Below are 25782 nucleotides of genomic sequence, written 5' to 3'. Positions count from 1 at the left end.
CTTAAAAGTCATATTGAATTGAGCCATAAATCGAGCGACCATCGCCAGGCGAATGCATTGATTCTGAATTCATCCAGACATATTCATAATAACGATCAAAGATATTTTTAAGTTCAACATCGAGCCTGACCTTTTCTGTCAGTGCATAACTGGCTGAGGCATTTACTAACACGTATTGACCATATTTATTGGTATCGTTTTCCTGGTTCAGATAATAATCATCTTGGGCGCTGACCCAGGAAGATAATTTAAGTTTTGGTGTAGCCTGATAATCCACCCCGGCATCAATCAAATAGTGTGGCACATGATCAATCTCATTACCTTTATTGAGTGGGGTTTTTGCACCAGCTTTGATAATTTCTGAATCCTGAAATGAAGCCGCGAACCAGAGGCCAAGTTTGTCAGAGGCTTGTGCATTGAACTGGAAATCAATTCCTCGACGCTGAGTTTTACCAATATTCTCACTGTCATTATTGGCGTCTCCCAACTTTGTTTTAAATTCACCTGAGGCGACTTGCTGCCAGACCGCAATCCGTCCATTTAACCAATCTGTGGGTGTAAATTTAAGTCCGACTTCCCAGCCTTCATTAATTGAAGCATCGAGATCATTTGATAATGCGTTTTGTTTATAGCTGGCAGCGCCGGAAGCGACCTGAAAGGTTTTGCCCCAATTGGTGTATACAGCGTATTGCTCATTAAAAGAATAGACCGCACTGAGTTTTGGCTGGTTGATATTGCCATAATCGTTAATTTCACGATGCGTGCCATTATCATTTAAGCTGCCACGCACAGTATCAACCCGAAACGCGGGAACAATTTTCAGTTTCTCAGTCGGTTTGTATATGGCCTGAATAAATCCACCATAAATATCAAAATCGAAGTTCTGGTTGCGAGTCTGCGATGTTCTATTTCGGTCCAGATCCACCAGATAACGACGACTTTCATTATTTTGCCATTCAGCACTCAATCCACCCATCAGGCTGAACTCATGCGCCCAGCTTACATCCGGTCGCCAGGTTAAGGTGCTTAAAGCCCCTTTATGTTCTTCTTCGGTTAATCGTTCGTTATGGTTGCCGCCTGCTGCAAAGGTGACATAACGATCTTCGTCTAACTCATTTAAATAAGCTTTGCTGCTCCAGAACAGATTATCCGTGATATCAATATCCAAGTGAGCACTGAACTGATTCATCATACGATCACCACCATCTGCGGCGTTATGCGGACGTGATTGTTCTGGATCATCATGTGCCTCAGCCCGGGTCAGATAACCGGCTTCATCAGCTTCAGCTTTGCCATGTCTGGCAATAAAGCCGATTTGGGCACGGCCATCATTCGGTGTATAAAACCACTTACCAGAGAAGGTACTTTTTTCGATATCACTGTGGTGGCGATAGCGATTTGAATTTAAATAGCTAATTGCATAGTTCTGGGAAAAACCATTACTTTCCATGCCGCTGATAAACTGCACATTGCGTGTCGCATAACTACCATAAGTGACACGAGCTTTATTATAGTTACCTCCTTGGCGAGTAAAAATACCAGCATTACCGGCAATATTATGTAAACCATAACGTGGATCATTGGTACCACGAACGACTTCGATACTTTCGATTTCCAGAGGTGTCAGTAATTCCAGATAGGGCATATTGCCGGAATTCTGGTTACTGGGAATGCCATCAATCAGCAGTTTCACAGCATTGACTTCACCTTCGCCATTAAAGCCGCGAAAAGAAATTTTGCCAGACTCATTACCCATACCGAACTGGGTCAGCATCACGCCCGGCATCTGGTCAAAAAGCTGCCATGTGTAACTCACGTTCTGATCTTCAATCCGGTCTTCGTTCAACACATCAACTGATGTCGACAGATTACGTGAGGTTAGTGGTCCTGTGCTGTCTGATGACACCACCAGGCTGCCCAAGCTCAGGCTGGCATCATCGATTAGCCCATTATCGGCAGCGTACAGACACATACTCTGCGTTAATAAAAAGCCCAGGCTGAATAATTCCAGTGACTTTCTCATGATTCTCTCACCCATTTAAATTCAAAAACCGGACAATAGTAGAGATATCAAACACCTGATAAATAGGTCATTTCACTTATCGTTATGGCAATTGCCGCAATTAAATACAACCGCGTTGTGTCAAAGAAGTGACATCTGCATCCCCGACGATAATGTGGTCCAGTACTCTTATATCGACGAGATCGAGGGCAGACTTAATTCGTTTTGTAATATGAATATCGGCCTGACTGGGTTCAGCGACACCAGAGGGATGATTATGGGCCAGGATAATGGCGGCAGCGTTATGTTTCAGTGCGGCTTTAACGACTTCACGTGGATAAACGCTGGCACCATCAATGGTGCCGCGAAATAATTCATCGAAGTACAAAAAACGATGTTGGTTATCCAGATACAGGCAGGCAAATACTTCATGGGGATAGGCGCGTAAACGTTGTTTGATGTAGCGCATGGTGTTGTCAGCATCGGTAAAGGCATCGCCATGCTTTAAACTCGATTCCAGGTGACGGCGGCCCATTTCCAGAACAGCCTGAAGCTGAACGTATTTCGCCTGACCTAATCCATGACCTTCACAAAACTGCTGCTGGTCCGCTTCTAATAATTGTCGTAAAGAGCCAAACTCATGAATGAGTTTGCGTGCTAAGTCGACAGCTGAAAATCCTTTCACACCCGTGCGCAGAAAAATCGCCAGAAGCTCTGCATCAGAAAGTGCCTTAGCACCTGATAATAAAAGCTTTTCCCGAGGGCGATCATCGGCAGGCCAATCCTTGATTGCCATGATTCACTTCCTTGTTGTTGTTCCTTCCCACACTATATTTGCAGTTATTAGTAAAAACAATCACTTGTATGTACTAATCAAGCAAAAAATAGTATCCTGTGCGCCCTTTGACTTTAGCAGAAACTATGGCTGGCAAACTATATATCAGAACATTCGGCTGTCAGATGAATGAGTACGATTCATCAAAAATGGCAGAAGTCCTGGCGGCATCTCATCAATTAGAACCCACAGATATTCCAGAAGAAGCAGATGTCTTACTTCTTAATACCTGCTCGATTCGCGAAAAAGCACAGGAAAAAGTGTTTCACCAGCTTGGTCGCTGGAAACGTTGGAAAGATACACGTCCTGACTTGGTTATTGGTGTGGGTGGCTGTGTGGCAAGCCAGGAAGGTGAAGCGATTCGTCAGCGTGCGCCCTATGTCGATCTGATTTTTGGACCACAAACCTTGCACCGTCTTCCGGCCATGTTGGAAGAGGTCAAAATCAGCCGCAAACCCAGCATTGATATCTCATTCCCTGAGATTGAGAAGTTTGACAATTTACCAGCACCGAAAGCTGATGGCCCAACTGCCTTTGTTTCGGTGATGGAAGGTTGCAGTAAATACTGCACATTCTGCGTCGTTCCTTATACCCGTGGTGAAGAAGTCAGCCGCCCGGTTGGTCCGATTCTGCGTGAAATTCGTCAGTTAGCGGCGCAAGGTGTGCGTGAAGTGAACCTGTTAGGCCAAAATGTGAATGCTTATCAGGGGGTGATTGAAGGTGATGAAACCGCTGATCTGGCGCTGTTAATTCATTACGTCGCTGCAATAGATGGCATTGAACGTATTCGCTTTACTACCTCTCATCCAGTTGAGTTTTCTGACAGCCTGATTGAGGCCTTTGCCGAAGTGCCAGAGTTGGTGAATCATCTGCACTTACCGGTTCAGTCGGGTTCTGATCGTATTCTGACGATGATGAAGCGTGGTCATACCGCGTTGGAATATAAAAGTAAGATTCGCCGATTACTGGAAGTCAGACCGAATTTAAGCATGTCGAGTGACTTTATTGTCGGTTTCCCTAATGAAACGGAAGAAGACTTTCAGGCGACCATGGATTTAATCAACGAGATTAAATTCGATCATTCATTCAGCTTTGTTTATAGCGCTCGCCCTGGGACACCGGCCGCGGCATTCGTGGATTCCGTTTCCGAAGAAGAAAAGAAACGTCGTCTGCAAATCATGCAGGATCGTTTACGTGAGTTGGAAGACGAGCATGCCAAAGCCATGATTGGCACCACTCAGCGTATTTTAGTTGAGCGCGAAGCTCATCGCGGTGGTGGTGATATGGCCGGTCGCACAGAAAATAACCGGGTAGTGAATTTCCCTGGTGACCGCAGTCTTATCGGTCAGTTTGTGGATGTGCGTATTGAAGAAGCCTTCTCGAACTCCTTGCGCGGCGAATTACTCGCTGATAGCGTTGCACTTTAAGCTCATCGGAATTCTATAGTGACTCAAACTTCTCAAGCGCTCGATAGCATCAGCTTCGAGCTTAGTCCGGCAGATAACCCTCGTCTTGCCAATCTGTGTGGTCATATGGATGAACATATTCGTATGATGGAACGTGGCTTTGGTGTGGAAATCAATAATCGGGGCGTGAACTTTCAGATTATCGGCCCGGCAGATACATTAACACTCATTCAGGCAGTGATTCATGACTTGTATGCTGAAACGGCACAGACCGTATTAGCACCTGAGCAGATTCATATGGCGATTCGTAAAAGTGGTGGTGACGATGTCGCCACGGCCAGTGAACCTGATAAAGAGGTGGTGATTAAAACCAAGCGTGGTTTGATTAAAGCCCGTGGTGAAAATCAGCAAGCCTACTTACGTCGGGTGATGACCCATGATATTAACTTTGGTGTGGGGCCTGCTGGTACCGGTAAAACCTATCTTGCCGTGGCCTGTGCGGTGGAAGCCCTCGAACGTGATTTTTGTCGCCGAATTGTATTGGTCAGACCTGCAGTAGAAGCGGGCGAACGTCTTGGTTTCTTGCCTGGTGATTTAGCTCAGAAAGTTGACCCTTATCTCAGACCGCTGTTTGATGCCTTGTATGAAATGTTAGGGTTTGAACGCGTGGCTAAGTTAATGGAACGCAATGTGATTGAAGTCGCCCCATTAGCCTATATGCGTGGTCGCACACTCAATGAGTCTTTCATTATTCTTGATGAAGCGCAAAATACCACTGTCGAACAAATGAAGATGTTCCTGACCCGGATGGGTTACAACTCCACTGCGGTCATTACCGGTGATATCACTCAGGTGGATTTGCCCGGTTCAACCCGCTCTGGCTTGCGTCATGCCATTGAAGTGTTGAAGGATGTGGATGGTATCGGCTTTACTTTCTTCCAGGCAAAAGATGTTGTTCGACATTCGCTGGTACAAAAAGTCATCTTGGCATACGATAAGGCTGACCGAAAAGCATGAGCGTGGTAGTGGATTTTCAGTGTGCTTATGATGGTGATATACCGGATGAGTCACTGTTTACTCAGTGGGCTGAAGCAGCGTTAGACGAAGTCAATGAAGACTGTGAACTGAGTATTCGTTTAGTTGATGAAACAGAAAGTGCTGAACTCAACGGTCAGTATCGTGGCAAAAATGGGCCAACCAATGTCTTGTCTTTTCCTTTTGATGCACCCATTAAATTAGAACCCCGCTTATTAGGCGACTTAGTGATATGTGTGCCTGTGGTAAGAAAAGAAGCGCAAGAGCAAGGTAAGGCCGAGTTACATCACTGGGCACATATGGTGATCCATGGATGTTTACATTTATTAGGTTATGATCATATTGAATCGGATGAAGCGGAACAGATGGAAACATTAGAAATAGCTATTCTGCATCAGTTAAATATAGCTAATCCCTATGAATGGCAGGGAGTGGAATCATGAGTGAAGGACGACCGAGTCGCTTAGCAAATCAATCCTGGGTGCGAAAGCTCAGTAACTTGTTTCTGGAACCGCAAGATCAGGAACAACTGATTGAATTAATTCGTTCAGCTTCTGAACGGCATATTCTGGATTCAGAAGCGCTATCTATTGTTGAAGGCGCATTAAGCGTTTCGCAAATGCAGGCCCGCGATATTATGATTCCACGCTCACAAGTGGTCATGGTGTCACGTGATGCTGCCCCTGAAGAAACATTGAAACTGGTCACTGAAACGGCGCATTCACGCTTTCCTGTGATGGATGATGACCGTGATGATGTGATTGGCATCCTGCTCGCCAAGGACTTATTAACGGCCGTGGTGAACAGCGGTGATTTCAATTTTGATCTGCGTGAGATATTACGTCCCGCTGTATTTATTCCCGAAAGTAAACGTCTGAATGTTTTGTTACGTGAGTTTCGGGCTCGCCGTAATCATATGGCCATCGTAGTGGACGAATATGGTGGTGTGGCTGGTATTGTCACCATTGAAAATGTATTAGAACAAATCGTCGGTGAAATTGAAGACGAACATGATATTGATGATGATGCACCTATTCTGCAAAGAAATGAAAACACCTACACCATCAAAGCTTTAACGATGGTCGAAGACTTCAACGAGTTTTTCGAAACCGATTGGAGTGATGAAGATTTTGATACGGTGGGTGGTTACGTTGTTAATCAGTTCGGGCATTTGCCTGAACGTGGTGAAGAAATCACGATTGACCGTTTCCAGTTCACGATTTTACGTGCAGATAACCGTCGTTTATATCTGATGAAGATGGTGGTGTTACCGGAAGAAGAACCAGAAGCAGATACCGAATAATGCAAAAGAATAATGGGCTGACTATGCAGGGTTGGAAAGGACATATCGTTGCATTATTTGGCGGTGCTATTTTACCGCTGGCATTTTCTCCCTTTAACGCTTATCCGATTGCTGTTTTAAGTCTGATTCTGCTTTTCGCCAGTTGGGATAACACCACGGCAAAACAAGCCGCATGGCGAGGCTGGCTGTTTGGGCTTGGCATGTTCGGTGTCGGCGTGTCCTGGGTGTATGTGGCTATCCATGTCTTCGGTCATACCAGCTGGTTTTTGGCGGGAATGCTGACATTTTTGTTTGTCGCTATCCTGGCTTCCTATCTGGCATTGTTTGGCTGGCTGGTAAAAAAACTCTCTTCTTACACATTTTCCTTATTTGATATTGCTTTACTGTTACCCATTGCCTGGTTTGGTTTTGAGTTATTTAAAGCGTGGTTCTTGAGTGGTTTTCCCTGGTTAGAGTTGGGTGTGAGTCAAATTGAAGGTCCGTTAGCTGGCTGGGTACCTGTTATTGGTGTCAATGCTGTGTCTTTCCTGGTCGCACTGACAGCAAGTTGTTTGTTTATTTTGTTTAAATACAAACAACAGTTGTGGATACTGCCTGTAGTGGTTATTTGGGTTGGGGGACAAGGGCTTCAATCTGTCGATTGGACTAGGGCCGCTGGCGAACCTATCAAAACTACGATTGTGCAGGGCAATGTGCCCCAAGATGTGAAGTGGAGTCCTGAACAACTTGTCAGCACACTTACCCTGTATCAGCAATTAACGGAACAACATTGGGACAGTCAGCTGGTGGTGTGGCCTGAAAATGCCGTTCCTGCTTTTTATCATCAGTTAAAAGACTTTTATATCGACCCGCTGATTAACGAAGCGCAACAACACAATACCGATATTTTACTTGGCCTGCCGGTTGAAGATAAAAATGGTCAGGACTACTACAACAGTATGATGGTCGCCGGGCAGGATGAGGGCTTCTATCATAAACGCCATCTGGTGCCTTTCGGCGATTATGTGCCTTTTGCCTGGCTCAGAGGGTTGATTGCTTTTTTTGATTTGCCGATGTCTGGCTTTGTACCGGGACCAGAGCAACAAAGTCTGTTAAAAGCCTCTGGGCAGCAAGTTGGCATCTCTATTTGTTATGAAGATGTTTTTTCACTGGAGGTGTTAGACGCGTTACCTCAAGCTTCTATTCTGATTAATGCCACCAATAATGCCTGGTATGGGGATTCATTTGCGCCGCACCAGCATTTACAAATTTCACGAAGCCGTGCTTTAGAAACAGAAAGGCCTTTGGTGCGGGCAACAACAAATGGCATATCGGCATTTGTCGATTATAAAGGCCGTATTCAGTCGCAAACCGCTCAATTTGAGCAGGCAACGCTGACGGCTGATATTCAGCCCAGACAGGGGGCAACACCCTATGTTATCGCCAAACGCTGGCCAGTGTTTATGTTGATGCTTTTGATGCTGCTAAGCTGGTTTTATTATCACCGTAAAACGGATTCAACCTAACCATCATGCAGTTACTGACGATTCAACGCATTCTAGGTATTTTGTTATCGCTGTTCAGTATCACGATGCTGCCGCCTGTATTGGTGTCCTGGTACTACCAAGATGGTGCCAGCAGCGCCTTCCTCACCGCCTTTGTTATGTTGTTGATTATCGGCTTATTGTTTTGGTTGCCCGTCAGGCATCATCGTAAAGAGTTAAAAATTCGCGATGGTTTTATTGTGGTGGTGATGTTTTGGATTGCTTTGGGCTTATCCGGGTCATTGCCTTTCTTTTTGACTGAAGTCCCTAAAATGTCATTTACCGATGCTGTATTTGAGTCGATGTCGGGTTTGACAACTACTGGTGCAACCGTTCTTACTGGCTTAGATACACTGCCTAAAGCCGTTCTGTTTTATCGCCAGTTTCTACAGTGGTTAGGCGGCATGGGAATTGTCGTATTGGCGGTCGCTATCCTGCCCTTATTAGGTGTTGGTGGTATGCAGCTCTATCGTGCTGAGACACCGGGGCCGATGAAAGATGCCAAACTCACACCACGGATCACCGAAACAGCTAAAGCACTCTGGTATATCTACTTATCGTTGACCATTGCTTGCGCGATTGCTTTTCGTTTAGGTGGGATGACCTGGTTTGACGCCATTTGTCATAGTTTCTCAACAGTGGCGATAGGTGGTTTCTCCACTCATGATGCCAGTATTGGTTTTTTTGACAGTGCAACGATTGAAATGATTACCGTGGTCTTTATGTTGATCTCCGGTATGAACTTCTCGCTTCACTTTCTGGCTTGGCGCCACCGCAGCATCAAACATTATTGGAAAGACTCTGAGTTACGGACTTATCTGGCCATACTTGGCGTGATATCAGTAGTGACGTCGAGTTATCTGTATTTCAGTGGTACCTTCGATAACCTTTGGACCGCAGTGCATCAAGGCGTTTTCCAGACAGTGTCTATCGGTACAACGGCTGGTTACACCACAACCGATTATTACCTGTGGCCTGGTTTCTTACCTATCCTATTATTGATGGCAAGTTATATCGGTGGCTGTGCTTTTTCCACGGGTGGCGGTATTAAAGTCATCCGTATCATGCTGCTGTTTAAACAGGGGTATCGTGAAGTATTACGTCTGATTCACCCTAATGCGGTCTTTGCCATCAAGGTGAATGGCAAAGCCCTGCCTGCGAAAGTGGTTGGCGCGGTCTGGGGCTTTTTTGCCATGTATGTGTTCTGTTTCAGTATCATGCATTTATTTTTAATGTCGACCGGCCTTGATGTAGTGACCTCATTCTCTGCAGTAACAGCCTGTCTGAATAATCTCGGTCCCGGGCTTGGCGAAGTGGGGGCTAACTTTGGTGAAATTAATGCACCCTCCAAATGGGTATTAGCCATGGCTATGCTATTGGGACGATTAGAAATATTTACTTTGCTTGTGGTGCTGACCCCGGCCTTTTGGCGTCGCTAATGATGGATGTACAACAAAAATGGGATGCGATTTACAGCAAGCGCCAGAGTGAGAAGCCTGGTGTTTCGACAGTGTTAGAGCAAAACCAGCATTTATTACCTAAAACTGGGCTGGCATTAGATCTGGCTTGTGGGTTGGGTGGCAATAGTCTTTTTTTAGCAGAGAAAGGCTTAAAAGTTGAGAGTTGGGATATTTCATCGGTCGCGATTGAACAATTAAAGGTAAATGCCGGAAAAGTCTCTTTGGATATTCATGCACAACAACGTGATGTCATTGCGGATCCTCCTGCAACAGCAGTCTATGATGTGATTGTCGTATCGCATTTTTTAGTACGGGATATGGCGCCAGTGATTGTTGATGCTCTCAAGTCGGGTGGTCTGTTGTTTTATCAGACGTTTTGTCGGAATAAAGTTAATGAGATTGGTCCAAATACCCCTGACTTTCTGTTAGATGATAATGAGCTACTGCATATGTTCAGCGGTCTTAACGTTCGGGTTTATCGTGAAGAATCTGTGTTGGGGCAGCTTGAGTCAGGTTGGCGAGATCAAGCCATGCTGGTCGCTGAGAAAGCTTAAGCAGATTTTATTGTAAATAAACTTGCCTGAAGCAAGGTTGATCTATAAAATAACGCGGTTCTAAAGCTCGTAACCTTATGGTTACAGCAAGATTTTTTGCAAACACACATAACGAGTACAGATATGAAAGCGGATATCCATCCAGATTACACCGAGATCAATGTTACCTGTAGCTGCGGTAACACCTTTAAAACTCGCTCTACACGCACTTCAGACTTGACTCTGGATGTGTGTTCAGAATGCCACCCGTTCTACACTGGCAAACAAAAAATGTTAGACACAGCGGGTCGTGTTGATAAATTCCGTCAAAAATACGGTAAATAATCTGTCGAACAAAAATGGTTTGAACTATGATTGACGTGTTCGTACAAGGTAGTACAAGTCACGACAGAATACGAAGCCTCTGCTTAATCGCAGGGGCTTTGTTGTTTCTGGGGCTTGGTGGATGTGCAACGAATCCGGTAACCGGTGATCAAAACTTCGTCATGTTTGGTGAAGATACTGAGCTGGAGATGGGAAGGACCAATCATCCCAAAATTATTGCTGAATATGGTCGTTATGATGATGAGCAACTGCAACGTTATGTGCAGTCTGTGGGCGAAAAACTGGCATCGGTTAGTCATCGTAAAGACTTAGTCTATCGATTTACTGTACTGGATTCTCCGGTCATCAATGCCTTTGCCTTGCCTGGTGGTTATGTTTATATCACCCGTGGCCTAATGGCTTATCTGAATTCTGAAGCTGAACTTGCTGCGGTGCTTGGCCATGAAATTGGTCATGTCACTGCCCGGCATGGTGTCAGACAACAAAGTGCGGCACAAGCGGCCAATATTGGATATACCCTGGGCTCGATATTAATCCCGGAGCTACGTAACGCAGGTTCTCAGAATATCTTCAATATGTTAGGTGGTGCTTTATTAAGCGGTTATGGTCGTGAACATGAGCTTGAGTCGGATCGCTTAGGTGCCGAGTATCTGGCCAGAGCAGGCTATGATCCACATGCCATGATTGATGTCATCACTGTATTGAAAAATCAGGAGATTTTTGCTGCTGCTGAGGCGAAGAAACAAGGTCGTGAGTATCAGGGCTACCATGGTTTATTTGCTAGTCACCCTGATAATGATACACGGTTGCAAGGCGTTGTTGCCGCTGCGGATAAATATAAAGTGACTGACGGTAAAATCGACAGAACGGCTTATTTAGACCATATCGCCAGCATGACCTTTGGTGATAGTGAGGAGCAAGGCATTCGCTCCGAAAATCATTTTTATCATCTTGCTATGGGGTTTGCTGTAGATTTTCCTGAAAAATGGCATATTAACAATAACCCGGATAGCCTGCAGGCTGTAGCCCCTGATGGCAAGGCTGTCGTTGAAATGGGCGCTGCGGATCTGAATCGTAAGTTAACGCCGGAGCAGTTTATTAAGCAGCGTTTGAAAATTACCACAATTCGTTCTGGCCAAAGCTTTAATAGTCATGGGCTCGACGGATATACCGGGATTACGCTTGCTCAGGATAAAACCGTCAGGGTCGCTGTCGTTTACTTAAAAGATAAAGCCTATATTTTCTTTGGTGGTGCAGAAAGTAACACTTTGTTTAGCAGCTATGATCAAGCTTTTATTAACACGATTAAAAGTCTGCATAGTTTGCGAGAAGATGAAATTAAACTGGCTCAGGAGCTAAAAATCCAAATTCTCAGGGTGGGTAAAAACGATAATTATGCTTCATGGGCAAAACAAAGCAGAATCAGCAACAGCCCAATTGAGCAATTACGATTACTGAATGGCGACTACCCGAACGGTGAATTACAGTCCGGGCAGTTGGCCAAACAGGTTCGATAAATCAGAATAAGTCGATGACCGGTGATGTACCGCTATCACCTTGCCCAGATAGCGGTGCCATCTGTTTTGGTACATATTCTTCTCTGAAGGTCTCATATATCGCATCTGTGGCTTCAGGTCTAGCCAGTAGGCCTGTCGCGGGATCGATTCTGACGGTTACCATTCCAACAGGTGGTTGCAATGGTGCTTCTGGCATGCCTTCCAGAGCAACTTTCATGAAATCTATCCACATTGGTAAAGCGGCGCGCCCCCCTGTTTCATAGCGGCCTAATGAGTGTGGATTATCGAATCCTACCCAGGCCACAGCCACTAATTCCGGATGAAAACCATTAAACCAGGCATCCACCTGATCATTGGTTGTACCGGTTTTTCCGGCTAAATCATCACGAGCAAGACTCATTGCTTTGCGACCGGTGCCATGTTTAACCACATCCCGTAATAAACTATTCATGATGTAGTTATTTTGTGGCGTCATGATACGCTTAGCGACATGGAAATCACTATCATCAAGAGTAGATTCATCCATCAGACAGGTTTCACAAACGGTATCAGGTGTTGCCTGCATCACAATTTTTCCAGAGGCATCTTCTACACGCTGGATGATGTAAGGCTCAATTTTATAACCGCCATTAGCCAGTGAGGAATAGGCTCGTGCCATATCCCATGGGGCGGCACTGCCACTGCCCAGCGCTAACGACAGATTTTTATGCATCATGCCCGGTTTGAAACCAAAACGTTCTGCATATTGGACGGCATAGTCAGCGCCAATATCGCGCAGTAAACGGATGGATACCAGGTTACGGGAATGAATAAGGGCTTCGCGTAAACGTGTGGGCCCAAAGAACTTACCGCTGTAGTTTTGTGGTCGCCAGACGTTCTCTAGACCAGGATCATCAAACACTACTGGTGCATCATTAATAATCGTCGCTGCGGTGTACCCTTTTTCCAAGGCAGCAGAGTAGATAAAGGGTTTGAAGCCAGAGCCGGGTTGGCGACGAGACTGAGTCACACGGTTAAACTTGTTATTAAAGAAGTCAAAACCACCATTCAATGCTGTGACTGCACCATCATATGGGGCAACAGCAACTAATGCGCCTTGGGCCTCAGGTAATTCAGCCAATTCCCAGTTAGGGCTGGTCAATTGTTCGACACGGATGATGTCACCTACTTTGATGGCATCTGTGATCTTTTTAGGGACAGGGCCACGACTGTTGGTACTGAGTTTTTTCTGAGCCCACTTAACGGCATTAAGTGGTAATTGAGCATAACCCCAGTTTCGAATATAGAGCTCTGCTTTTTCATCTGTGGTCTCAATAACAACAGCCGTTTTTAACGGACCTATGTTGTCATAGTCCTTAACCACTTTATCAAGAGCTGCGCGGTCAGAAACATCTTCTGGTAAAGCCACATTTGCAACGGGACCGCGATAGCCATGTCTGCGATCGTAATCTAACAAAGCCGATTGTAATGCCTTATTGGCTGCTTGCTGATGCTTTGCACGAATCGTTGTATAGACGTTAAAGCCATTGGTGTATGCCTCTTCACCAAACTTATTAATCAATTCTGTACGAACCATTTCAGACACATAGGGCGCGTAAACTTTGATTTCCGGGCCATGGTAGCTGGCAGTAACGGGTGCTTTTATGGCTTCCTCGTAATCGGCTTTCTGGATAAAGCCGACTTCCCACATACGTCGTAAAACATAGTTTCGTCTTACTGTCGCGCGTTCTGGATTAGCTATGGGATTATAAGCGGAAGGGGCTTTGGGTAAGCCTGCAATCATCGCCATCTCAGCGAGGGATAACTGATCCAGTGGTTTGCCGTAATAAACATTAGCAGCGGCACCGACACCGTAGGCACGACTGCCTAGATATATTTTATTCAAGTAAAGCGCTAAGATTTCTTCTTTCGATAAAACCTTTTCAATCTCCAGTGCGAGAATAATTTCATTTAATTTTCTTAAATAAGTTTTTTCATTAGATAAGAAAAAATTGCGCGCAACTTGCATGGTGATTGTGCTACCACCCTGTGATTTTTCACCTGTGAGCAGCAGGGAGTAAGCAGCACGAATAATGCCCTGATAATCAACCCCAGGATGCTGGTAGAAGCGATCATCCTCTGCGGCTAAAAAGGCCTCAACCAGCGGTTTGGGGATATCATTATATTCCACTGGAATACGTCTTTTCTCGCCAAATTCAGCCATTAATAGACCTTCAGAGCTGAAAATTCGCAAAGGGATTTGCAACTGAGTTTCTTTAAGGGTGTTAGTGTCAGGCAGTTTGGGAGCCAAAAAGAAATAAATCACGCCGGCGGCGATAAGGGTCAACAACGCTAAAATTAAAATAAGCTTTGTGGTCAAACGAATAAATCGATACATGTAGACTTGGCTGCTATGTAAGAAATGATGTGAAAGTATATATTGAGTCACAAATAATAACAGTGAGAGGGTTCAAATCACTAGTTTTATTGATATATTTAGGTTGACAAGCTCAAGATTCTTAATAAACTACTTTAAGTAATAGTGCTAAGTGGGCTTATTCAATGAATCAACGGGAATTGAGGCGATAAATGTTCGGACGAAAAAAATCCCCTTTGCTAGGCATAGATATCAGTTCTTCGGTAGTAAAGGTATTAGAACTGAGTAAAAAAGGTGAGAAATATACTGTCGAGTCATATTCCGTTGAGCCTTTACCTGTCAATGCTGTGGTTGAAAGCCGCATTGAAAATAGAGATGAAGTGGCTGGTGCAATAAGACGCGCAGTCAAACGTTCAGGCACAAAAGCCAAAGAAGCCGCTGTTGCCGTTTCTGCTAACTCAGCCATCAGTAAAATCGTATCTTTTCCTGCTTCATTATCAGAGCGTGAGCTTGAAGAAAATGTACTTATGGAAGCAGAAAACTATATTCCTTACCCACTTGATGAAGTACGACTGGATTTTGAAATATTAGGGCCTTCAGCAGCTGATGTTGAAGCTGTTGATGTTCTGCTTGCTGCTTCACGCCGTGAAAATGTGGATGTCCGTACTGAGGTGGTCGAGAAAGCTGGATTAAAACCCCGACTGGTCGATGTCGAAGCCTATACTATGGAAAATGCGTTTGAATTAATCGCTCGACAATTGCCACACCATGGCCAGGGCTTGACGGTCGCCGTTGCTGATGTTGGTGCAACACTGACAACCTTACACGTACTGGTTGACGGTAAAATTGTTTTTACCCGAGAGCAAACATTTGGCGGAAGAATGTTAACTGAAGATATTGAACGCCATTACGGGATGTCTTATCAGGAGGCGGGGCGAGCGAAGAAAGATGGCAGTTTGCCAGATGATTATGGTCCGAAAGTGCTTGAACCTTTCAAGCGTTCAATGGCAATGACCGTAACACGAGCATTGCAATTCTTCTTTTCAGCATCGACACAATATCAGTCCATCGATCATATTATTCTGGCTGGAGGGTGTGCTTCTATCGAAGGTATCGATACGATGATAGAAGAAGAAACCGGTACATCAACATCTATTGCTAATCCTTTTGCAGAGATGATTCTGGGATCTCGGGTGAAAATACAGGCATTAAGTAATGATGCTCCTTCGATGATGATTGCTTGCGGCTTGGCAATGAGGAGTTTTGACTGATGGCACATATCAATCTACTGCCATGGCGTGAAGAGCGAAGAGAAGAGCGGCAGAAACAGTTTTATTTAGCGATGGGCGCGACTTTTTTGTTTGCAGCCCTTATTTTTTATCTTGTGATGGGTTACGCCAATAGCCTGATTAGTGATCAAAACCAGCGCAATACGCTATTACAGACAGAAATCACTAAGTTAGATGTCAAAATTAAAGAAATTCAAGACCTCGAAGCACAAAAGAAACGGCTTCTGGCCAGAATGCAAGTTATTCAGGATTTACAGGAAAGTCGTCCTAAAGTGGTAAAAGTATTCGACTCTATTGCGCGGGTGGTTCCTGAGGGTATTCATTTAGAAAAAGTGGTACGTACAGGTAATACCATTACCTTCAGCGGAACGGCAGAATCGAATGCCAGGGTATCTGTCTTTATGCGTCAACTTGATGAAAATCCGGAATACGGCGAGTCTCGCCTGGAAGTTATCAAACGGACATCTACAAGCAATAATGCGATCAGACAGTTTACTGTAGAGGTCAATGAATCAGCAGCTGCGACAAAGGGGGATAAATAATGGACCTTTCCTCTATTACCGAACTTGATTTTAATGAAAGTGGTGAGTGGCCCACGCCTATAAAAATCGTTGCTGCTGTGTTGATTTGTCTGTTGGTCTGGGCTGGTGGTTATTATTTTATTCTGAAAGATAAGCAAGCCGAGCTGACCAAACTTGAGCAAAAAGAAGTCGAACTCAAGCAAATTTTTGAGATTAAACAAGCCAAAGCGGTAAATCTCGAGGCTTACAAAGAACAGTTAGCCGAAATGCGAGTGATGTTTTCCTCTATGCTTGAGCAACTACCTAAAAAAAGTGAAGTACCCGATTTACTCGTCGATATCACCCGAACAGGTTTGATAAATGGTCTGGAGTTTGAGCTTTTCAAACCCGAAGGTGAGAGGCCTGTGGATTTTTATGCTGAATTGCCGATACAGATGACGGTGACTGGAACATACCACCAGTTCGGAGAATTTGTGAGTGGGGTAGCGGCTTTACCACGGATTGTGACTTTGCATGACATCAGCATGGGGCCAATGAGTCAGGCGACAGGCAAAATGACCATGAACATTACAGCAAAAACCTATCGTTATTTTGATGATGATAAATAGAGTAACAATGACATGAACACAATTTACCCATCATCAAGCCTTATATTTAAATGGGCCTTATCACTGCTTCTTGTATGCTCACTGGCAGCTTGTAATCAGGATAAAGCCGATTTGAATGCCTATATAGCTCAGGTGAAAAGTCAACAGAAATCGGATATAGAGCCGATACCCGTTATGAAACCCTATGAGAAGTTTGCGTATGCGGCTTCAAAATTGAGAGACCCGTTTGTTCCAACTGTGATTGATGTCCCGCAGCCCGCACCAGAGCCTGTTGTTGATAATGGTATTCGTCCCGATGAAAACAGACGAAAAGAAGTATTAGAATTTTTCGATTTATCACAGTTGCAATATGTAGGTACATTGGAGCAAGAGCAGGTTTGGGCTTTGGTAAGGGCACCGGATGGTGTCATACACCGTGTGCAGACAGGTAACTATATGGGCCAGAATAACGGCAAAATCATGGAAATCAGTGATTCTAAATTGGTTCTCAAGGAAATCGTTCCTCAGGGCGGTGGTGGTTATATCGAACGTGAGACTTCCGTTCCGGCGGTAGAGGTAAATTAGTCAATGAAAATGATTAGAGATGGAAAAGTCATGGATACACAGCAATCATTACAAACCAAGCCGAGTTGGAGCGTTAGATTGAAACAGCATTTATTCTGGTTAACCGCTTTTCTAATGGCATCAAATAGCGTCAATGCAGCAGAAATGACGGCTGTCGATTTCACTGCACTGCCTGGTGATAAAGCAAAAATACAGGTGCAGTTCTCTGGAGATTTTCCTGAACCACATAGTTTTTCGACAGATGATCCAGCCAGGATTGTGATTGATTTTGCTGGTGTCAAGAATGCACTGCCACAGAGAGTCAAACAGGTAAATATTGGTGTGACTAAAAGTATCGCTGCTGTGGAAGCAGGGGATCGCACCAGAATGGTTATTAATCTACTGCAAAAAGTGCCTTATACAATAAGCCGTGACAACAATCAGATGACTGTTACCATCGATAGTGTCAATGTGGCCAAAAATAAAACAAGTACGACATCGGCAGCAAATAGTGTGACAGATATTGATTTTCGTCGAGGTGATGACGGCCAGGCCCGTTTGATATTAAAACTCGCTAATGATAATGCCTCTATGGATGTTAAACAGGAGCGGGGAAATATTGTTGTTGATTTGAGCAATGTTACTTTGCCGGAAAAACTTCATCGTCGTCTGGATGTGATGGATTTTGCTACACCAGTACAGTTTGTGGATACTGAAAGTAAAAATGGTGGGACGCAGCTAACGCTGACAACAAAAGGTAAATATGAACACCTTGCCTATCAATCTGAAAATACACTGGTGGTGGAAGTTAAACCTGTAGCAGAAGATGAGTTGAAAAAAGGTGGCCGAAATGAGTTTGGCTACACCGGCGAAAAACTCTCATTGAATTTCCAAAATATTGAAGTGAGAGCGGTACTTCAACTTTTGGCTGATTTCACAGGAATGAATCTGGTCACCAGTGATACAGTAACGGGCAATCTTACTCTACGTTTGAAAAATGTCCCTTGGGATCAGGCCTTAGATATCATTCTAAAAACAAAAGGCCTTGCCATGAGACAAAATGGCAATGTGATGTTAGTGGCACCGGCAGCAGAAATTGCGGCAAGAGAAAAGCAAGAGCTGGAAGCACAAAAACAGCTAGTTGAGTTAGAGCCTTTGTATACGGAGATCAAAGAAATCAAGTTTGCCAAAGCTGATGAACTGGCAACTTTGTTGCAGGGCGATGGTAAAGAGTCAGGTTTCTTGTCAGCCCGAGGTAATATTACGATTGATGCCAGAACAAACTCCCTGTTAATTCGTGACACAGCGAAGAGCCTGACTGAAATTGGGCAAGTGATTGAACAGTTGGATAAACCTGTCAGACAAGTACTGATTGAATCACGAATCGTTATTGCCAATAATGATTTCGAAAATGAATTAGGTGTGCGGTTTGGAGCCTCTGCAAAAAGTAATACCTTGGGTGCTGCTACTTCGTCATCACTCAGTGATTTGTCAGTCACCGACACCGGTAGTGTTACTCCAGCAACAGGAGCCAGAGCACTTGGACAGGATTTAAATGTTAATCTACCTGTTAGTGATGCCGCAGGCACTATTGGTCTTGCATTAACAAAATTACCGCTAGGCATGATTCTTGAGCTTGAATTATCAGCCATGGAAACAGAAGGTAAAGGTGAGGTTATCTCATCTCCACGAGTGATCACCTCTAACCAAAAGCAAGCTACGATTGAGCAGGGCACAGAAATTCCATATCAGGAAGCAACTTCAAGTGGTGCGACGAATGTATCTTTCAAAGAAGCTGTTCTTAAGCTGGATGTGACACCTCAAATTACCCCTGATGATCGTATTGTCATGGATTTGGAAGTCAGTAAAGATGCAGTAGGTAGCCTTTTTAATGGTATTCCGAGTATAGATACTCGAAAAGTTCAGACTCAAGTATTGGTCGACAATGGTGAAACCGTCGTGCTTGGTGGTATTTATGAACAAACAAAATCTGATACGGTAGAACGTGTGCCATTTTTTGGTGATTTACCCTATGTCGGCTTTATGTTCAGAAATACGAATAAAACAGATACAAAGCGCGAACTACTTGTTTTCATTACACCAAAAATTGTAAAAGAAGGTTTTCAATACTGAAATCAGTCATTTTCAGTTAAAATCAAAAAGCCGGGTCTTGTATGAGCCGGCTTTTTTGTCATCAGCATTTGGATAAACCACATTGAGTTTAGGTAATATATTTCTTGTTGGGCCGATGGGATCAGGGAAGTCTACGATTGGTAGACAACTGGCTAAAGTTCTGCATAGAAAATTTTATGATAGCGATAAAGTCATCGAAAAGCGTACAGGCGTCTCGATTTCCTGGATTTTTGAGATGGAAGGCGAGTCGGGTTTTAGAGAACGTGAATCCAAAGCGATTGACGAGCTGACAGAGCTAAAAAATGTGGTCGTGGCTACAGGTGGAGGTGCCGTTTTATCCGAGCAGAATCGACAATGCCTGAAGTCTCGTGGCCAGGTGATTTATTTATCAGCCTCAGCCGAACAGTTATATCGGCGCACGGCCAGAGATAAAAAACGGCCATTGTTACAAAATACGGATAGACGTAAACAAATCGAAAATTTGCTCACTATTCGTGAACCACTCTATCGTGACGTGGCTGACATCATAATAAAAACCGGTGAACAATCCGTCCAGCACACTGTAAATGAAGTTATCCGTAGGCTGAAAGAATTAGACAAGAAAAGAAGAACTCATGAAAACGTTACAGGTTGAATTAGCAGAGCGAAGCTACCCGATATACATCGGTACTGACTTATTGTCACAGAAAGAACTCCTTACAAAGCATATTAAACGTCAGGAAGTATTGATTGTCACCAATGAAACAATCGCACCTTTATATCTCGATAAAGTAAGTGCTCTGTTGACAGAGTTTAAATGTGACTCGGTGGTGCTTCCTGATGGCGAATCATACAAAACTCTGGAGGTCATGAATCATATCTTTGACAAGTTACTGTCTGAGCAGTTTTCCAGACAAGTGACTTTGATTGCATTAGGTGGTGGTGTGATTGGCGATATGACAGGGTTTGCAGCCGCTTGCTATCAGCGTGGTGTACCCTTTATTCAAATACCCACCACATTATTGTCACAAGTGGATTCTTCTGTGGGTGGGAAAACAGCGGTTAATCATGCTTTGGGTAAGAACATGATCGGCGCTTTTTATCAGCCTCAGTGTGTGGTCGCTGATACCAATACACTCAATACGTTGGATGACCGACAATTAGCATCGGGTCTTGCCGAAGTCATTAAATATGGTTTGATCAATGACCTGGACTTTTTTGAGTGGTTAGAAAAAAATATCTCAGCATTAAAACAACGTGACTCCCAAGCCCTGGCTTACGCCATTGAACGCTCATGTCAGGATAAAGCGGATATTGTTGCCAAAGATGAGACAGAGCAGGATGTTCGTGCCTTATTGAATTTAGGTCATACCTTTGGCCATGCCATTGAAACTGGCATGGGCTATGGTAATTGGCTACATGGCGAAGCGATTGCAACTGGTATGTTGATGGCGGCAGATCTCTCTGCACGGCAAGATTGGATGTCTGCCGATGAAGTGAGCCGAATTGCCGATTTGTTTCTCGCTGCTGGACTTCCTGTTCAAAGCCCACAGGAAATGTCTGCTGAGAAATTTTTATCCCTGATGTCTGTGGATAAAAAAGTGCAGGATGGCGTTATCCGTCTTGTACTCTTAAAAGGTATTGGTAAGGCCATCATCAGTGATGATTATGATGTAGAAAAGCTGCAAGAAACGCTGGTGGCATTTCAGGAAAAACAGTAGGTGATAGATGAGTGATATTGCGGCAACATCGCCTGAGCCAGCATATATCACTAAGCTGGCCTTACAGCGTTTACCTTTTTCTGAAGTCAAATCTGCGGAAGATTTTTTTGATGGCCGATATATTAAGCAACGTCGTTTGCTTATTCTGCATTTATTAAGATCCACTTCCACACCGATATTGTTGCAAGCTGACACTGGCTTAGGAAAAACGACGTTACTGCAACAATTACAGCGTCAAACGACGTCGGATATGCGCTTTTATCGCTGGCGTAATAATATTTCCACACTTGAACAATATCAGGGCATGCTAAAGGCATTAGCTACTGAACTTGCGTCGACAAATGATGAAAAATCATTGGCGAATCTATTAAAAGAGCGGTTGAGTCATCTAAAAAAACTCAATATCACACCGGTATTGCTAGTAGATGACGTACAACGTTTATCTGAGCCTGAGCAGCAACTATTACACAGTTGCCTGAGCTGGCAGGATGATGAACAGCAACCCATTCTGCAAGCTGTTCTTTCGATGACGGCAGAGACGAAATTTAATCTTGTTTCTACACAGTGGTTGGATTTACCACCGCTGGAGTTTATTGAGACAGAAGCGTATTTACTACATCGTTTGAAAAGCGCCGGATATCAGGGCGACAGCCCTTTTTCGGCAAAAGAAATTCAGTATTTAAGTAAGGCCTCTGCTGGTAATCTTGCGCGGTTAAATGCTCTGGCTCATCAACAATTGCTGGGTATCAAGGCAAAAACCTGGAAACGTACGCCTAAAATTTCCTTGGGTCAGATTAACTGGCTTCGATGGAGCGGTGGTATTTCACTTGCTGCTGTTATTGTGCTTATTCTGATTTTCCAGAATCGAATCAATGACTGGATATCTGCATCTACAGCATCACAGAACACACTGGAATTACCTGAAGATATTTCCGCAGAGGATAATAAGCTGGCTACAGTAGTGGTGGGCGATGAGCAAGAGAAAGAAGCCAAAATGCTATCTGAGCGAGAAAAACTAGAGGCCTTGCTTGCAGAAATCCCAACGCCAGCGTCAGAAACTTCAAGTGCTCAAGAACAGGAAAAATTGATGCCGTCGGCTGAAGCTGAGCAGGTAGTTGTCGAAGCAGAACCTGAGGAAATAGAAAAAGAAACCCCTACCGTTCCTGGGCCTGAAGAGCAAATAGTTAACAATGAAAATAAAACAATTGCTCCAAAACAAGTCAAAAAACTTGAATCAAGTATCCTTGATAAGGTTCACGACACTAAGTGGATTCTTTCTCGCCCAGCCAAACATTACACATTCCAGTTAATGGGGTCATGGGATGATAAAGAAGTCGATGCCTTTATTGAAGAACATGGGCTGACCGGTGATGTGGCGCGCTTTACCAGCTTGCGTGATAACAAACCTTGGCATGTTTTAATTTTTGGTGTTTATCCATCTAAGCAGGCAGCTTTAAAAGCGAGTAATCAGTGGTCAGGTGCAATGAATAATTTGCCTACCTGGTTACGCCGTTTTGATAGCGTACAGAAACAAATTAAAGAAAAGGGTGTAAAGCCTTGAGCAGTTTTTCTGCACTAGTATCGAGCCCGGCAAAAATCACACGGTGATAGCACGTTTGATTCAAGTTAATGGTAGACACGGTACCCTTTTCGACTAAAGGGGCTAACAGAGCGTCTTGATCCGCTTTGAAACAGACAATCCCAGTGCCATGATTAATAATCGGCCATTTTGTTTGTTTCTGAAGTTGGCTTGCAAAATATTCTGCTTGCTCAAGTCGGTAGTTGATCTTATCGATAAACCAATCTTTTCCTAATATTTTCCAATTTAGCCATAAAGGTATAAATAATTCTGCCCCGTAAGAGCCGCTAATGGCCTTCTCTGGTGATTCGGAGAGGTAGTTGATGTCATGGGTATGTTCAGGTTTTGAATGGCTGAATAAAACACTGCAAGGGCGTGGCTGAAACAGTGACTTATGGGGATCAAAGCTGAGACTATCCACTTTGGGCATAAATTGCTTAAACAGATTGTTGTCATCGATGAGTAAATTACTGCCGCCCCATGCCGCATCGATATGTAACCAACAGTTATGTTTTGTTGAAATAGCGGTGATTTCTTCTATGGGATCAATTGCCCCTGTCGCGGAGGTGCCCATATTAGCGATAATCGCGATGGGGGCATCTTGTGCACATTTTTTCTCTAATGCAACGAGGTCGATTTGTTGAGCCGTATTGCAGGGAATCGCTTCAAAGGTGATGCCGAGAATGTCACAGGCTTTTCTTATCGAGTAATGTGAAGCTTCACTGCCGTATACCACCTTTTTATTAACAGACTGACTTCTTGCCTGCCATAATGCGTCTAAATTTGAGTAGGATCCGCCATGCGTGAAGCGTGCATGAGAAAAGCCAAACTCGTGAGCTAACGTTGTCTTTATCTCGCTTTCAGCGTGTTTAAGTTTAGGGTAAAGCTCCGGAGATAAGAGATTACCATGGTGGTGTAGTGCTAACTGCATGCCTAATTGACTATAAGGTGCTAATGACGGTGTCATATGAGCAGCCCAGTCGGCGCGTTGATGATAGCTGGCTTCGTTAACTAAGTCTTGGTAAGAGATGTCTGACGACATTAACCGTTGCGTATCAATGATATATTCTTTGTCTTCTGAACGATGAACGACAGGGGATTCAGGATTTTTCATCAGCTGTCATTGCAGGACAAGACCTTTGTCAGGGAACAAGGCTTGTTGTTGAAAATGAAATAAACGGGTCATCACTGGTTGTTGATGGAATAAAGGCAGAAAACCACTATCTAGTACATTATGACTGATCAATGATTTTATTTGACTTGAGATTACCGTGCTGCGTTTGATAATGCTCAGCTCGTCAGCATGTAGAGATTGACTTAGCCATAGAGCCATACTGTCTGATGTAATATTCCAGCTGTGTCTCAACTCCGGGACAGATAATACTTTTTTATCAGGTAACCAGATATAAAGACCGTTTTTCAGTGGCGTGGTTGGTTGCTCAGTTGGATAATAAAAAGGCCGACAATTTGGCGCGAGATCTTGTATCAGTAAGCCGAACTGTGACATCGCTAATATCGCCATGTGATGCGCTGTTGAGTCACTAAATCGATGTAGACGTTGGGCATGTCGGACTTCATCGGCGAAAGGGCCACCGCCCGGTACAATAATGACCGTTTCGTATTCACTGGCTCTGCTTAACAATGTCAGCCATTGTTTCAGCTCTGGGGTATGAAAAAGGCTGCCGCCCAGCTTGATAATCCGCATATTATTGTAAAAACTTGATTAAATTGATCATGGCTGCTGCTTTATCATGCACTTCTTGGTATTCCTCATCTGCATCTGAGTCTGCCACAATGCCACCACCCGCCCAGAATCTTAAGCGATTATCGCTGAAGACCATAGTGCGAATAGTAATATTGGTATCCATATTACCATCAAAGCCAATATAACCAATGCTTCCGCAATAAATACCACGACGGTGTGGTTCGAGTTCTTCAATAATTTCCATTGCCCGAAGCTTGGGGGCGCCAGTAATAGAACCACCAGGAAAGCAGGCCCTGAGCAAGGTTACGGCAGACTCTGTGTTGGCAAGTGTACCTGTAATCGTGCTGACTAAATGATGTACAGTCGCAAAGCTTTCAAGTGCAAAAGGTTGTGGAACCCGAATACTTCCAGGCTCACACACTTTGCCGATATCATTTCGGAGTAAATCAACGATCATTAAATTTTCGGCACGGTCTTTCAGGCTGGCCTGTAATGATTGAGCAAGCTGGCGGTCTTTTTCCGGATTGTTTAGATCCCGCGGCCTTGTACCTTTAATCGGTTTTGTTTCAACTTTGGCCCCATCAACGCGTAATAAGCGCTCTGGTGAAGAGCTCAAAATGGTTACATTGCCCGTGTCAAAATAGACTGAAAACGGCGCTGAATTTTGTTTACGTAATGCCTGATAAGCTATCCAGGGATCCCCTTCAGCTGTGACCTCAAAGCGTTTTGCCAGATTTACCTGATAACAGTCACCTTCGGTAATATATGTTTTGATTTTTGCGAATGCCGCTTTATAGCCAGATTCATCAAAATTACTGGTGAGTGGGCTGGTAATAGTAAATGTATCCGATGTTTCTTTAGCTGTAGACAAATTTAATTTCTGAAGCAGTTCTGGCCATATTTTATGGGTTTGTGGATCCAGACCATGACTGGTTAACCAGCAGCGTTTCAACTTATGGTCAACGATGACAGCCCAATCATAGATACCAATCGCCATATCTGGAATATGTTCAGCATCTTCAGCAAGTTCAGGTAATACTTCCAAATACCGACCTAAATCATAGGCAAAATAACCTATTGCACCACCGGCAAAAGGCAAATCGGTTGTCCGCTGTTTATAGTCTTTTAATATGTCATTAAGCAGCAGAAAAGGATCCAACGTCACAGTTCGCTTATTGTGATGATGGCTTATCTGTGTGCTGCCGGCCGCTGTTTCTAAGGTAATAAATGGTGCTGCCGCGAGAATGTCATAGCGGCCTACTTCTGGTGAGGTATTAGCACTATCCAGCATGACCGGCCAAGGATAATCACGTATTTGACTAAAAAGAGCGGCACTATCTTCGACATAGGGCAGCTCAGTTGTTAAAGAAGGGTAATCAGCATTCATTA

The 25782-nt window shown here is 44.1% G+C and carries 23 protein-coding genes; 17 read left to right on the top strand and 6 right to left on the bottom strand.

What is annotated here, in order from left to right; translation table 11 throughout:
• Window position 1: 1 nt before the first annotated feature.
• Together AC13DA_RS15010 and radC are read right to left on the bottom strand one after the other, a co-directional pair.
• Complete coding sequence (locus AC13DA_RS15010) at window positions 2-2023, bottom strand: TonB-dependent receptor (RefSeq protein ID WP_284451554.1); 2022 nt, start codon at window positions 2021-2023, stop codon at window positions 2-4.
• 100 nt (window positions 2024-2123) lie between these two features.
• Complete coding sequence (gene radC / locus AC13DA_RS15005) at window positions 2124-2798, bottom strand: RadC family protein (RefSeq protein ID WP_284451555.1); 675 nt, start codon at window positions 2796-2798, stop codon at window positions 2124-2126.
• A 125-nt stretch (window positions 2799-2923) separates the two neighbouring features.
• Between radC and miaB the strand changes: the two genes are divergently transcribed.
• The 9 genes from miaB to AC13DA_RS14960 all read left to right on the top strand — a co-directional run bounded on the left by miaB (window position 2924) and on the right by AC13DA_RS14960 (window position 11959).
• On the top strand, window positions 2924-4264 hold the full coding sequence (gene miaB / locus AC13DA_RS15000; RefSeq protein ID WP_273178436.1) for a tRNA (N6-isopentenyl adenosine(37)-C2)-methylthiotransferase MiaB: 1341 nt from the start codon (window positions 2924-2926) through the stop codon (window positions 4262-4264).
• 18 nt (window positions 4265-4282) lie between these two features.
• Window positions 4283-5260 carry a PhoH family protein gene (locus tag AC13DA_RS14995; protein ID WP_284451556.1) on the top strand — a complete coding sequence of 326 codons (978 nt, stop codon included), beginning with the start codon at window positions 4283-4285 and terminating at the stop codon, window positions 5258-5260.
• Window positions 5257-5721 carry an rRNA maturation RNase YbeY gene (ybeY, locus tag AC13DA_RS14990; protein WP_007143974.1) on the top strand — a complete coding sequence of 155 codons (465 nt, stop codon included), beginning with the start codon at window positions 5257-5259 and terminating at the stop codon, window positions 5719-5721. The genes AC13DA_RS14995 and ybeY overlap by 4 nt, the downstream gene beginning before the upstream one ends.
• Entirely contained in the window at window positions 5718-6581 is an 864-nt protein-coding gene (locus AC13DA_RS14985) for an HlyC/CorC family transporter (protein ID WP_007143973.1), read from the top strand. Before ybeY ends, AC13DA_RS14985 begins: the two co-directional genes overlap by 4 nt.
• Window positions 6581-8086 carry an apolipoprotein N-acyltransferase gene (gene lnt, locus AC13DA_RS14980; protein WP_284451557.1) on the top strand — a complete coding sequence of 502 codons (1506 nt, stop codon included), beginning with the start codon at window positions 6581-6583 and terminating at the stop codon, window positions 8084-8086. The genes AC13DA_RS14985 and lnt overlap by 1 nt, the downstream gene beginning before the upstream one ends.
• Window positions 8087-8091: 5 nt before the next feature.
• A complete protein-coding gene (locus AC13DA_RS14975) occupies window positions 8092-9543 on the top strand; it encodes a TrkH family potassium uptake protein (RefSeq protein WP_284451558.1) in 1452 nt (483 codons plus the stop codon).
• Window positions 9543-10118: a class I SAM-dependent methyltransferase gene (locus AC13DA_RS14970; RefSeq protein WP_284451559.1), complete on the top strand. Its 576-nt coding sequence runs from the start codon at window positions 9543-9545 to the stop codon at window positions 10116-10118. Before AC13DA_RS14975 ends, AC13DA_RS14970 begins: the two co-directional genes overlap by 1 nt.
• 123 nt (window positions 10119-10241) lie before the next feature.
• On the top strand, window positions 10242-10442 hold the full coding sequence (rpmE, locus tag AC13DA_RS14965) for a 50S ribosomal protein L31 (RefSeq protein WP_007143969.1): 201 nt from the start codon (window positions 10242-10244) through the stop codon (window positions 10440-10442).
• A 26-nt stretch (window positions 10443-10468) separates the two neighbouring features.
• Window positions 10469-11959 (top strand): M48 family metalloprotease, encoded by a 1491-nt coding sequence (locus tag AC13DA_RS14960; protein WP_284451560.1) that lies wholly within the window; start codon window positions 10469-10471, stop codon window positions 11957-11959.
• Window position 11960: 1 nt separating this feature from the next.
• Here AC13DA_RS14960 and AC13DA_RS14955 read toward each other — a convergent pair whose 3' ends face one another.
• Window positions 11961-14336 carry a penicillin-binding protein 1A gene (locus tag AC13DA_RS14955; protein ID WP_482945996.1) on the bottom strand — a complete coding sequence of 792 codons (2376 nt, stop codon included), beginning with the start codon at window positions 14334-14336 and terminating at the stop codon, window positions 11961-11963.
• A 191-nt stretch (window positions 14337-14527) separates the two neighbouring features.
• On the opposite strand from AC13DA_RS14955, the gene AC13DA_RS14950 reads away from it, so the two are divergent.
• The 8 genes from AC13DA_RS14950 (at window position 14528) to AC13DA_RS14915 (ending at window position 22670) form a co-directional block, all read left to right on the top strand.
• Window positions 14528-15586: a pilus assembly protein PilM gene (locus AC13DA_RS14950; RefSeq protein ID WP_273178429.1), complete on the top strand. Its 1059-nt coding sequence runs from the start codon at window positions 14528-14530 to the stop codon at window positions 15584-15586.
• Window positions 15586-16146, top strand: a complete 561-nt coding sequence (locus AC13DA_RS14945; RefSeq protein WP_273178428.1) for a PilN domain-containing protein — start codon at window positions 15586-15588, stop codon at window positions 16144-16146. The genes AC13DA_RS14950 and AC13DA_RS14945 overlap by 1 nt, the downstream gene beginning before the upstream one ends.
• Complete coding sequence (locus AC13DA_RS14940) at window positions 16146-16733, top strand: type IV pilus inner membrane component PilO (RefSeq protein WP_273178427.1); 588 nt, start codon at window positions 16146-16148, stop codon at window positions 16731-16733. The genes AC13DA_RS14945 and AC13DA_RS14940 overlap by 1 nt, the downstream gene beginning before the upstream one ends.
• 12 nt (window positions 16734-16745) lie before the next feature.
• Window positions 16746-17297, top strand: coding sequence for a pilus assembly protein PilP (locus AC13DA_RS14935; protein ID WP_284451563.1), 552 nt, complete (start codon window positions 16746-16748; stop codon window positions 17295-17297).
• Between the two features lie 30 nt (window positions 17298-17327).
• The gene (locus AC13DA_RS14930) at window positions 17328-19409 is read left to right on the top strand and encodes a type IV pilus secretin PilQ (protein ID WP_482945995.1); all 2082 of its coding nucleotides are present in this window, start codon (window positions 17328-17330) and stop codon (window positions 19407-19409) included.
• Window positions 19410-19491: 82 nt separating this feature from the next.
• Window positions 19492-20043: a shikimate kinase AroK gene (aroK, locus tag AC13DA_RS14925; protein ID WP_139031814.1), complete on the top strand. Its 552-nt coding sequence runs from the start codon at window positions 19492-19494 to the stop codon at window positions 20041-20043.
• Entirely contained in the window at window positions 20024-21109 is a 1086-nt protein-coding gene (aroB, locus tag AC13DA_RS14920; protein ID WP_284451565.1) for a 3-dehydroquinate synthase, read from the top strand. Before aroK ends, aroB begins: the two co-directional genes overlap by 20 nt.
• Window positions 21110-21116: 7 nt before the next feature.
• The gene (locus AC13DA_RS14915) at window positions 21117-22670 is read left to right on the top strand and encodes an SPOR domain-containing protein (protein ID WP_284451566.1); all 1554 of its coding nucleotides are present in this window, start codon (window positions 21117-21119) and stop codon (window positions 22668-22670) included.
• Here AC13DA_RS14915 and AC13DA_RS14910 read toward each other — a convergent pair.
• From AC13DA_RS14910 to pabB, 3 genes are read right to left on the bottom strand one after another with little or no spacing between them, the layout of a single operon-like run.
• Complete coding sequence (locus AC13DA_RS14910) at window positions 22645-23802, bottom strand: pyridoxal phosphate-dependent decarboxylase family protein (RefSeq protein WP_284451567.1); 1158 nt, start codon at window positions 23800-23802, stop codon at window positions 22645-22647. The two genes, AC13DA_RS14915 and AC13DA_RS14910, sit on opposite strands and share 26 nt — an antisense overlap.
• A gap of 6 nt (window positions 23803-23808) precedes the next feature.
• A complete protein-coding gene (locus AC13DA_RS14905) occupies window positions 23809-24393 on the bottom strand; it encodes an amino acid kinase family protein (RefSeq protein WP_284451568.1) in 585 nt (194 codons plus the stop codon).
• 1 nt (window position 24394) lies between these two features.
• Window positions 24395-25780, bottom strand: coding sequence for an aminodeoxychorismate synthase component I (pabB, locus tag AC13DA_RS14900; RefSeq protein ID WP_284451569.1), 1386 nt, complete (start codon window positions 25778-25780; stop codon window positions 24395-24397).
• Between the last annotated feature and the right edge of the window lie 2 nt (window positions 25781-25782).

It is taken from the genome of Methylophaga sp. F-2, from assembly GCF_056859315.1.
The sequence above is the reverse complement of the archived record's forward strand: the minus strand, read 5'-3'. Positions and strand labels throughout refer to the sequence as shown.

Excerpts from the sequence above, each read along its gene's own strand:
- AC13DA_RS15010 (WP_284451554.1), bottom strand. The coding sequence starts at position 2,023 with ATGAGAAAGTCACTGGAATTATTCAGCCTGGGCTTTTTATTAACGCAG.
- radC (WP_284451555.1), bottom strand. The coding sequence starts at position 2,798 with ATGGCAATCAAGGATTGGCCTGCCGATGATCGCCCTCGGGAAAAGCTT.
- miaB (WP_273178436.1), top strand. The coding sequence starts at position 2,924 with ATGGCTGGCAAACTATATATCAGAACATTCGGCTGTCAGATGAATGAG.
- ybeY (WP_007143974.1), top strand. The coding sequence starts at position 5,257 with ATGAGCGTGGTAGTGGATTTTCAGTGTGCTTATGATGGTGATATACCG.
- AC13DA_RS14985 (WP_007143973.1), top strand. The coding sequence starts at position 5,718 with ATGAGTGAAGGACGACCGAGTCGCTTAGCAAATCAATCCTGGGTGCGA.
- lnt (WP_284451557.1), top strand. The coding sequence starts at position 6,581 with ATGCAAAAGAATAATGGGCTGACTATGCAGGGTTGGAAAGGACATATC.
- AC13DA_RS14975 (WP_284451558.1), top strand. The coding sequence starts at position 8,092 with ATGCAGTTACTGACGATTCAACGCATTCTAGGTATTTTGTTATCGCTG.
- AC13DA_RS14970 (WP_284451559.1), top strand. The coding sequence starts at position 9,543 with ATGATGGATGTACAACAAAAATGGGATGCGATTTACAGCAAGCGCCAG.
- rpmE (WP_007143969.1), top strand. The coding sequence starts at position 10,242 with ATGAAAGCGGATATCCATCCAGATTACACCGAGATCAATGTTACCTGT.
- AC13DA_RS14960 (WP_284451560.1), top strand. The coding sequence starts at position 10,469 with ATGATTGACGTGTTCGTACAAGGTAGTACAAGTCACGACAGAATACGA.
- AC13DA_RS14955 (WP_482945996.1), bottom strand. The coding sequence starts at position 14,336 with ATGTATCGATTTATTCGTTTGACCACAAAGCTTATTTTAATTTTAGCG.
- AC13DA_RS14950 (WP_273178429.1), top strand. The coding sequence starts at position 14,528 with ATGTTCGGACGAAAAAAATCCCCTTTGCTAGGCATAGATATCAGTTCT.
- AC13DA_RS14945 (WP_273178428.1), top strand. The coding sequence starts at position 15,586 with ATGGCACATATCAATCTACTGCCATGGCGTGAAGAGCGAAGAGAAGAG.
- AC13DA_RS14940 (WP_273178427.1), top strand. The coding sequence starts at position 16,146 with ATGGACCTTTCCTCTATTACCGAACTTGATTTTAATGAAAGTGGTGAG.
- AC13DA_RS14935 (WP_284451563.1), top strand. The coding sequence starts at position 16,746 with ATGAACACAATTTACCCATCATCAAGCCTTATATTTAAATGGGCCTTA.
- AC13DA_RS14930 (WP_482945995.1), top strand. The coding sequence starts at position 17,328 with ATGGATACACAGCAATCATTACAAACCAAGCCGAGTTGGAGCGTTAGA.
- aroB (WP_284451565.1), top strand. The coding sequence starts at position 20,024 with ATGAAAACGTTACAGGTTGAATTAGCAGAGCGAAGCTACCCGATATAC.
- AC13DA_RS14915 (WP_284451566.1), top strand. The coding sequence starts at position 21,117 with ATGAGTGATATTGCGGCAACATCGCCTGAGCCAGCATATATCACTAAG.
- AC13DA_RS14910 (WP_284451567.1), bottom strand. The coding sequence starts at position 23,802 with ATGAAAAATCCTGAATCCCCTGTCGTTCATCGTTCAGAAGACAAAGAA.
- AC13DA_RS14905 (WP_284451568.1), bottom strand. The coding sequence starts at position 24,393 with ATGCGGATTATCAAGCTGGGCGGCAGCCTTTTTCATACCCCAGAGCTG.
- pabB (WP_284451569.1), bottom strand. The coding sequence starts at position 25,780 with ATGAATGCTGATTACCCTTCTTTAACAACTGAGCTGCCCTATGTCGAA.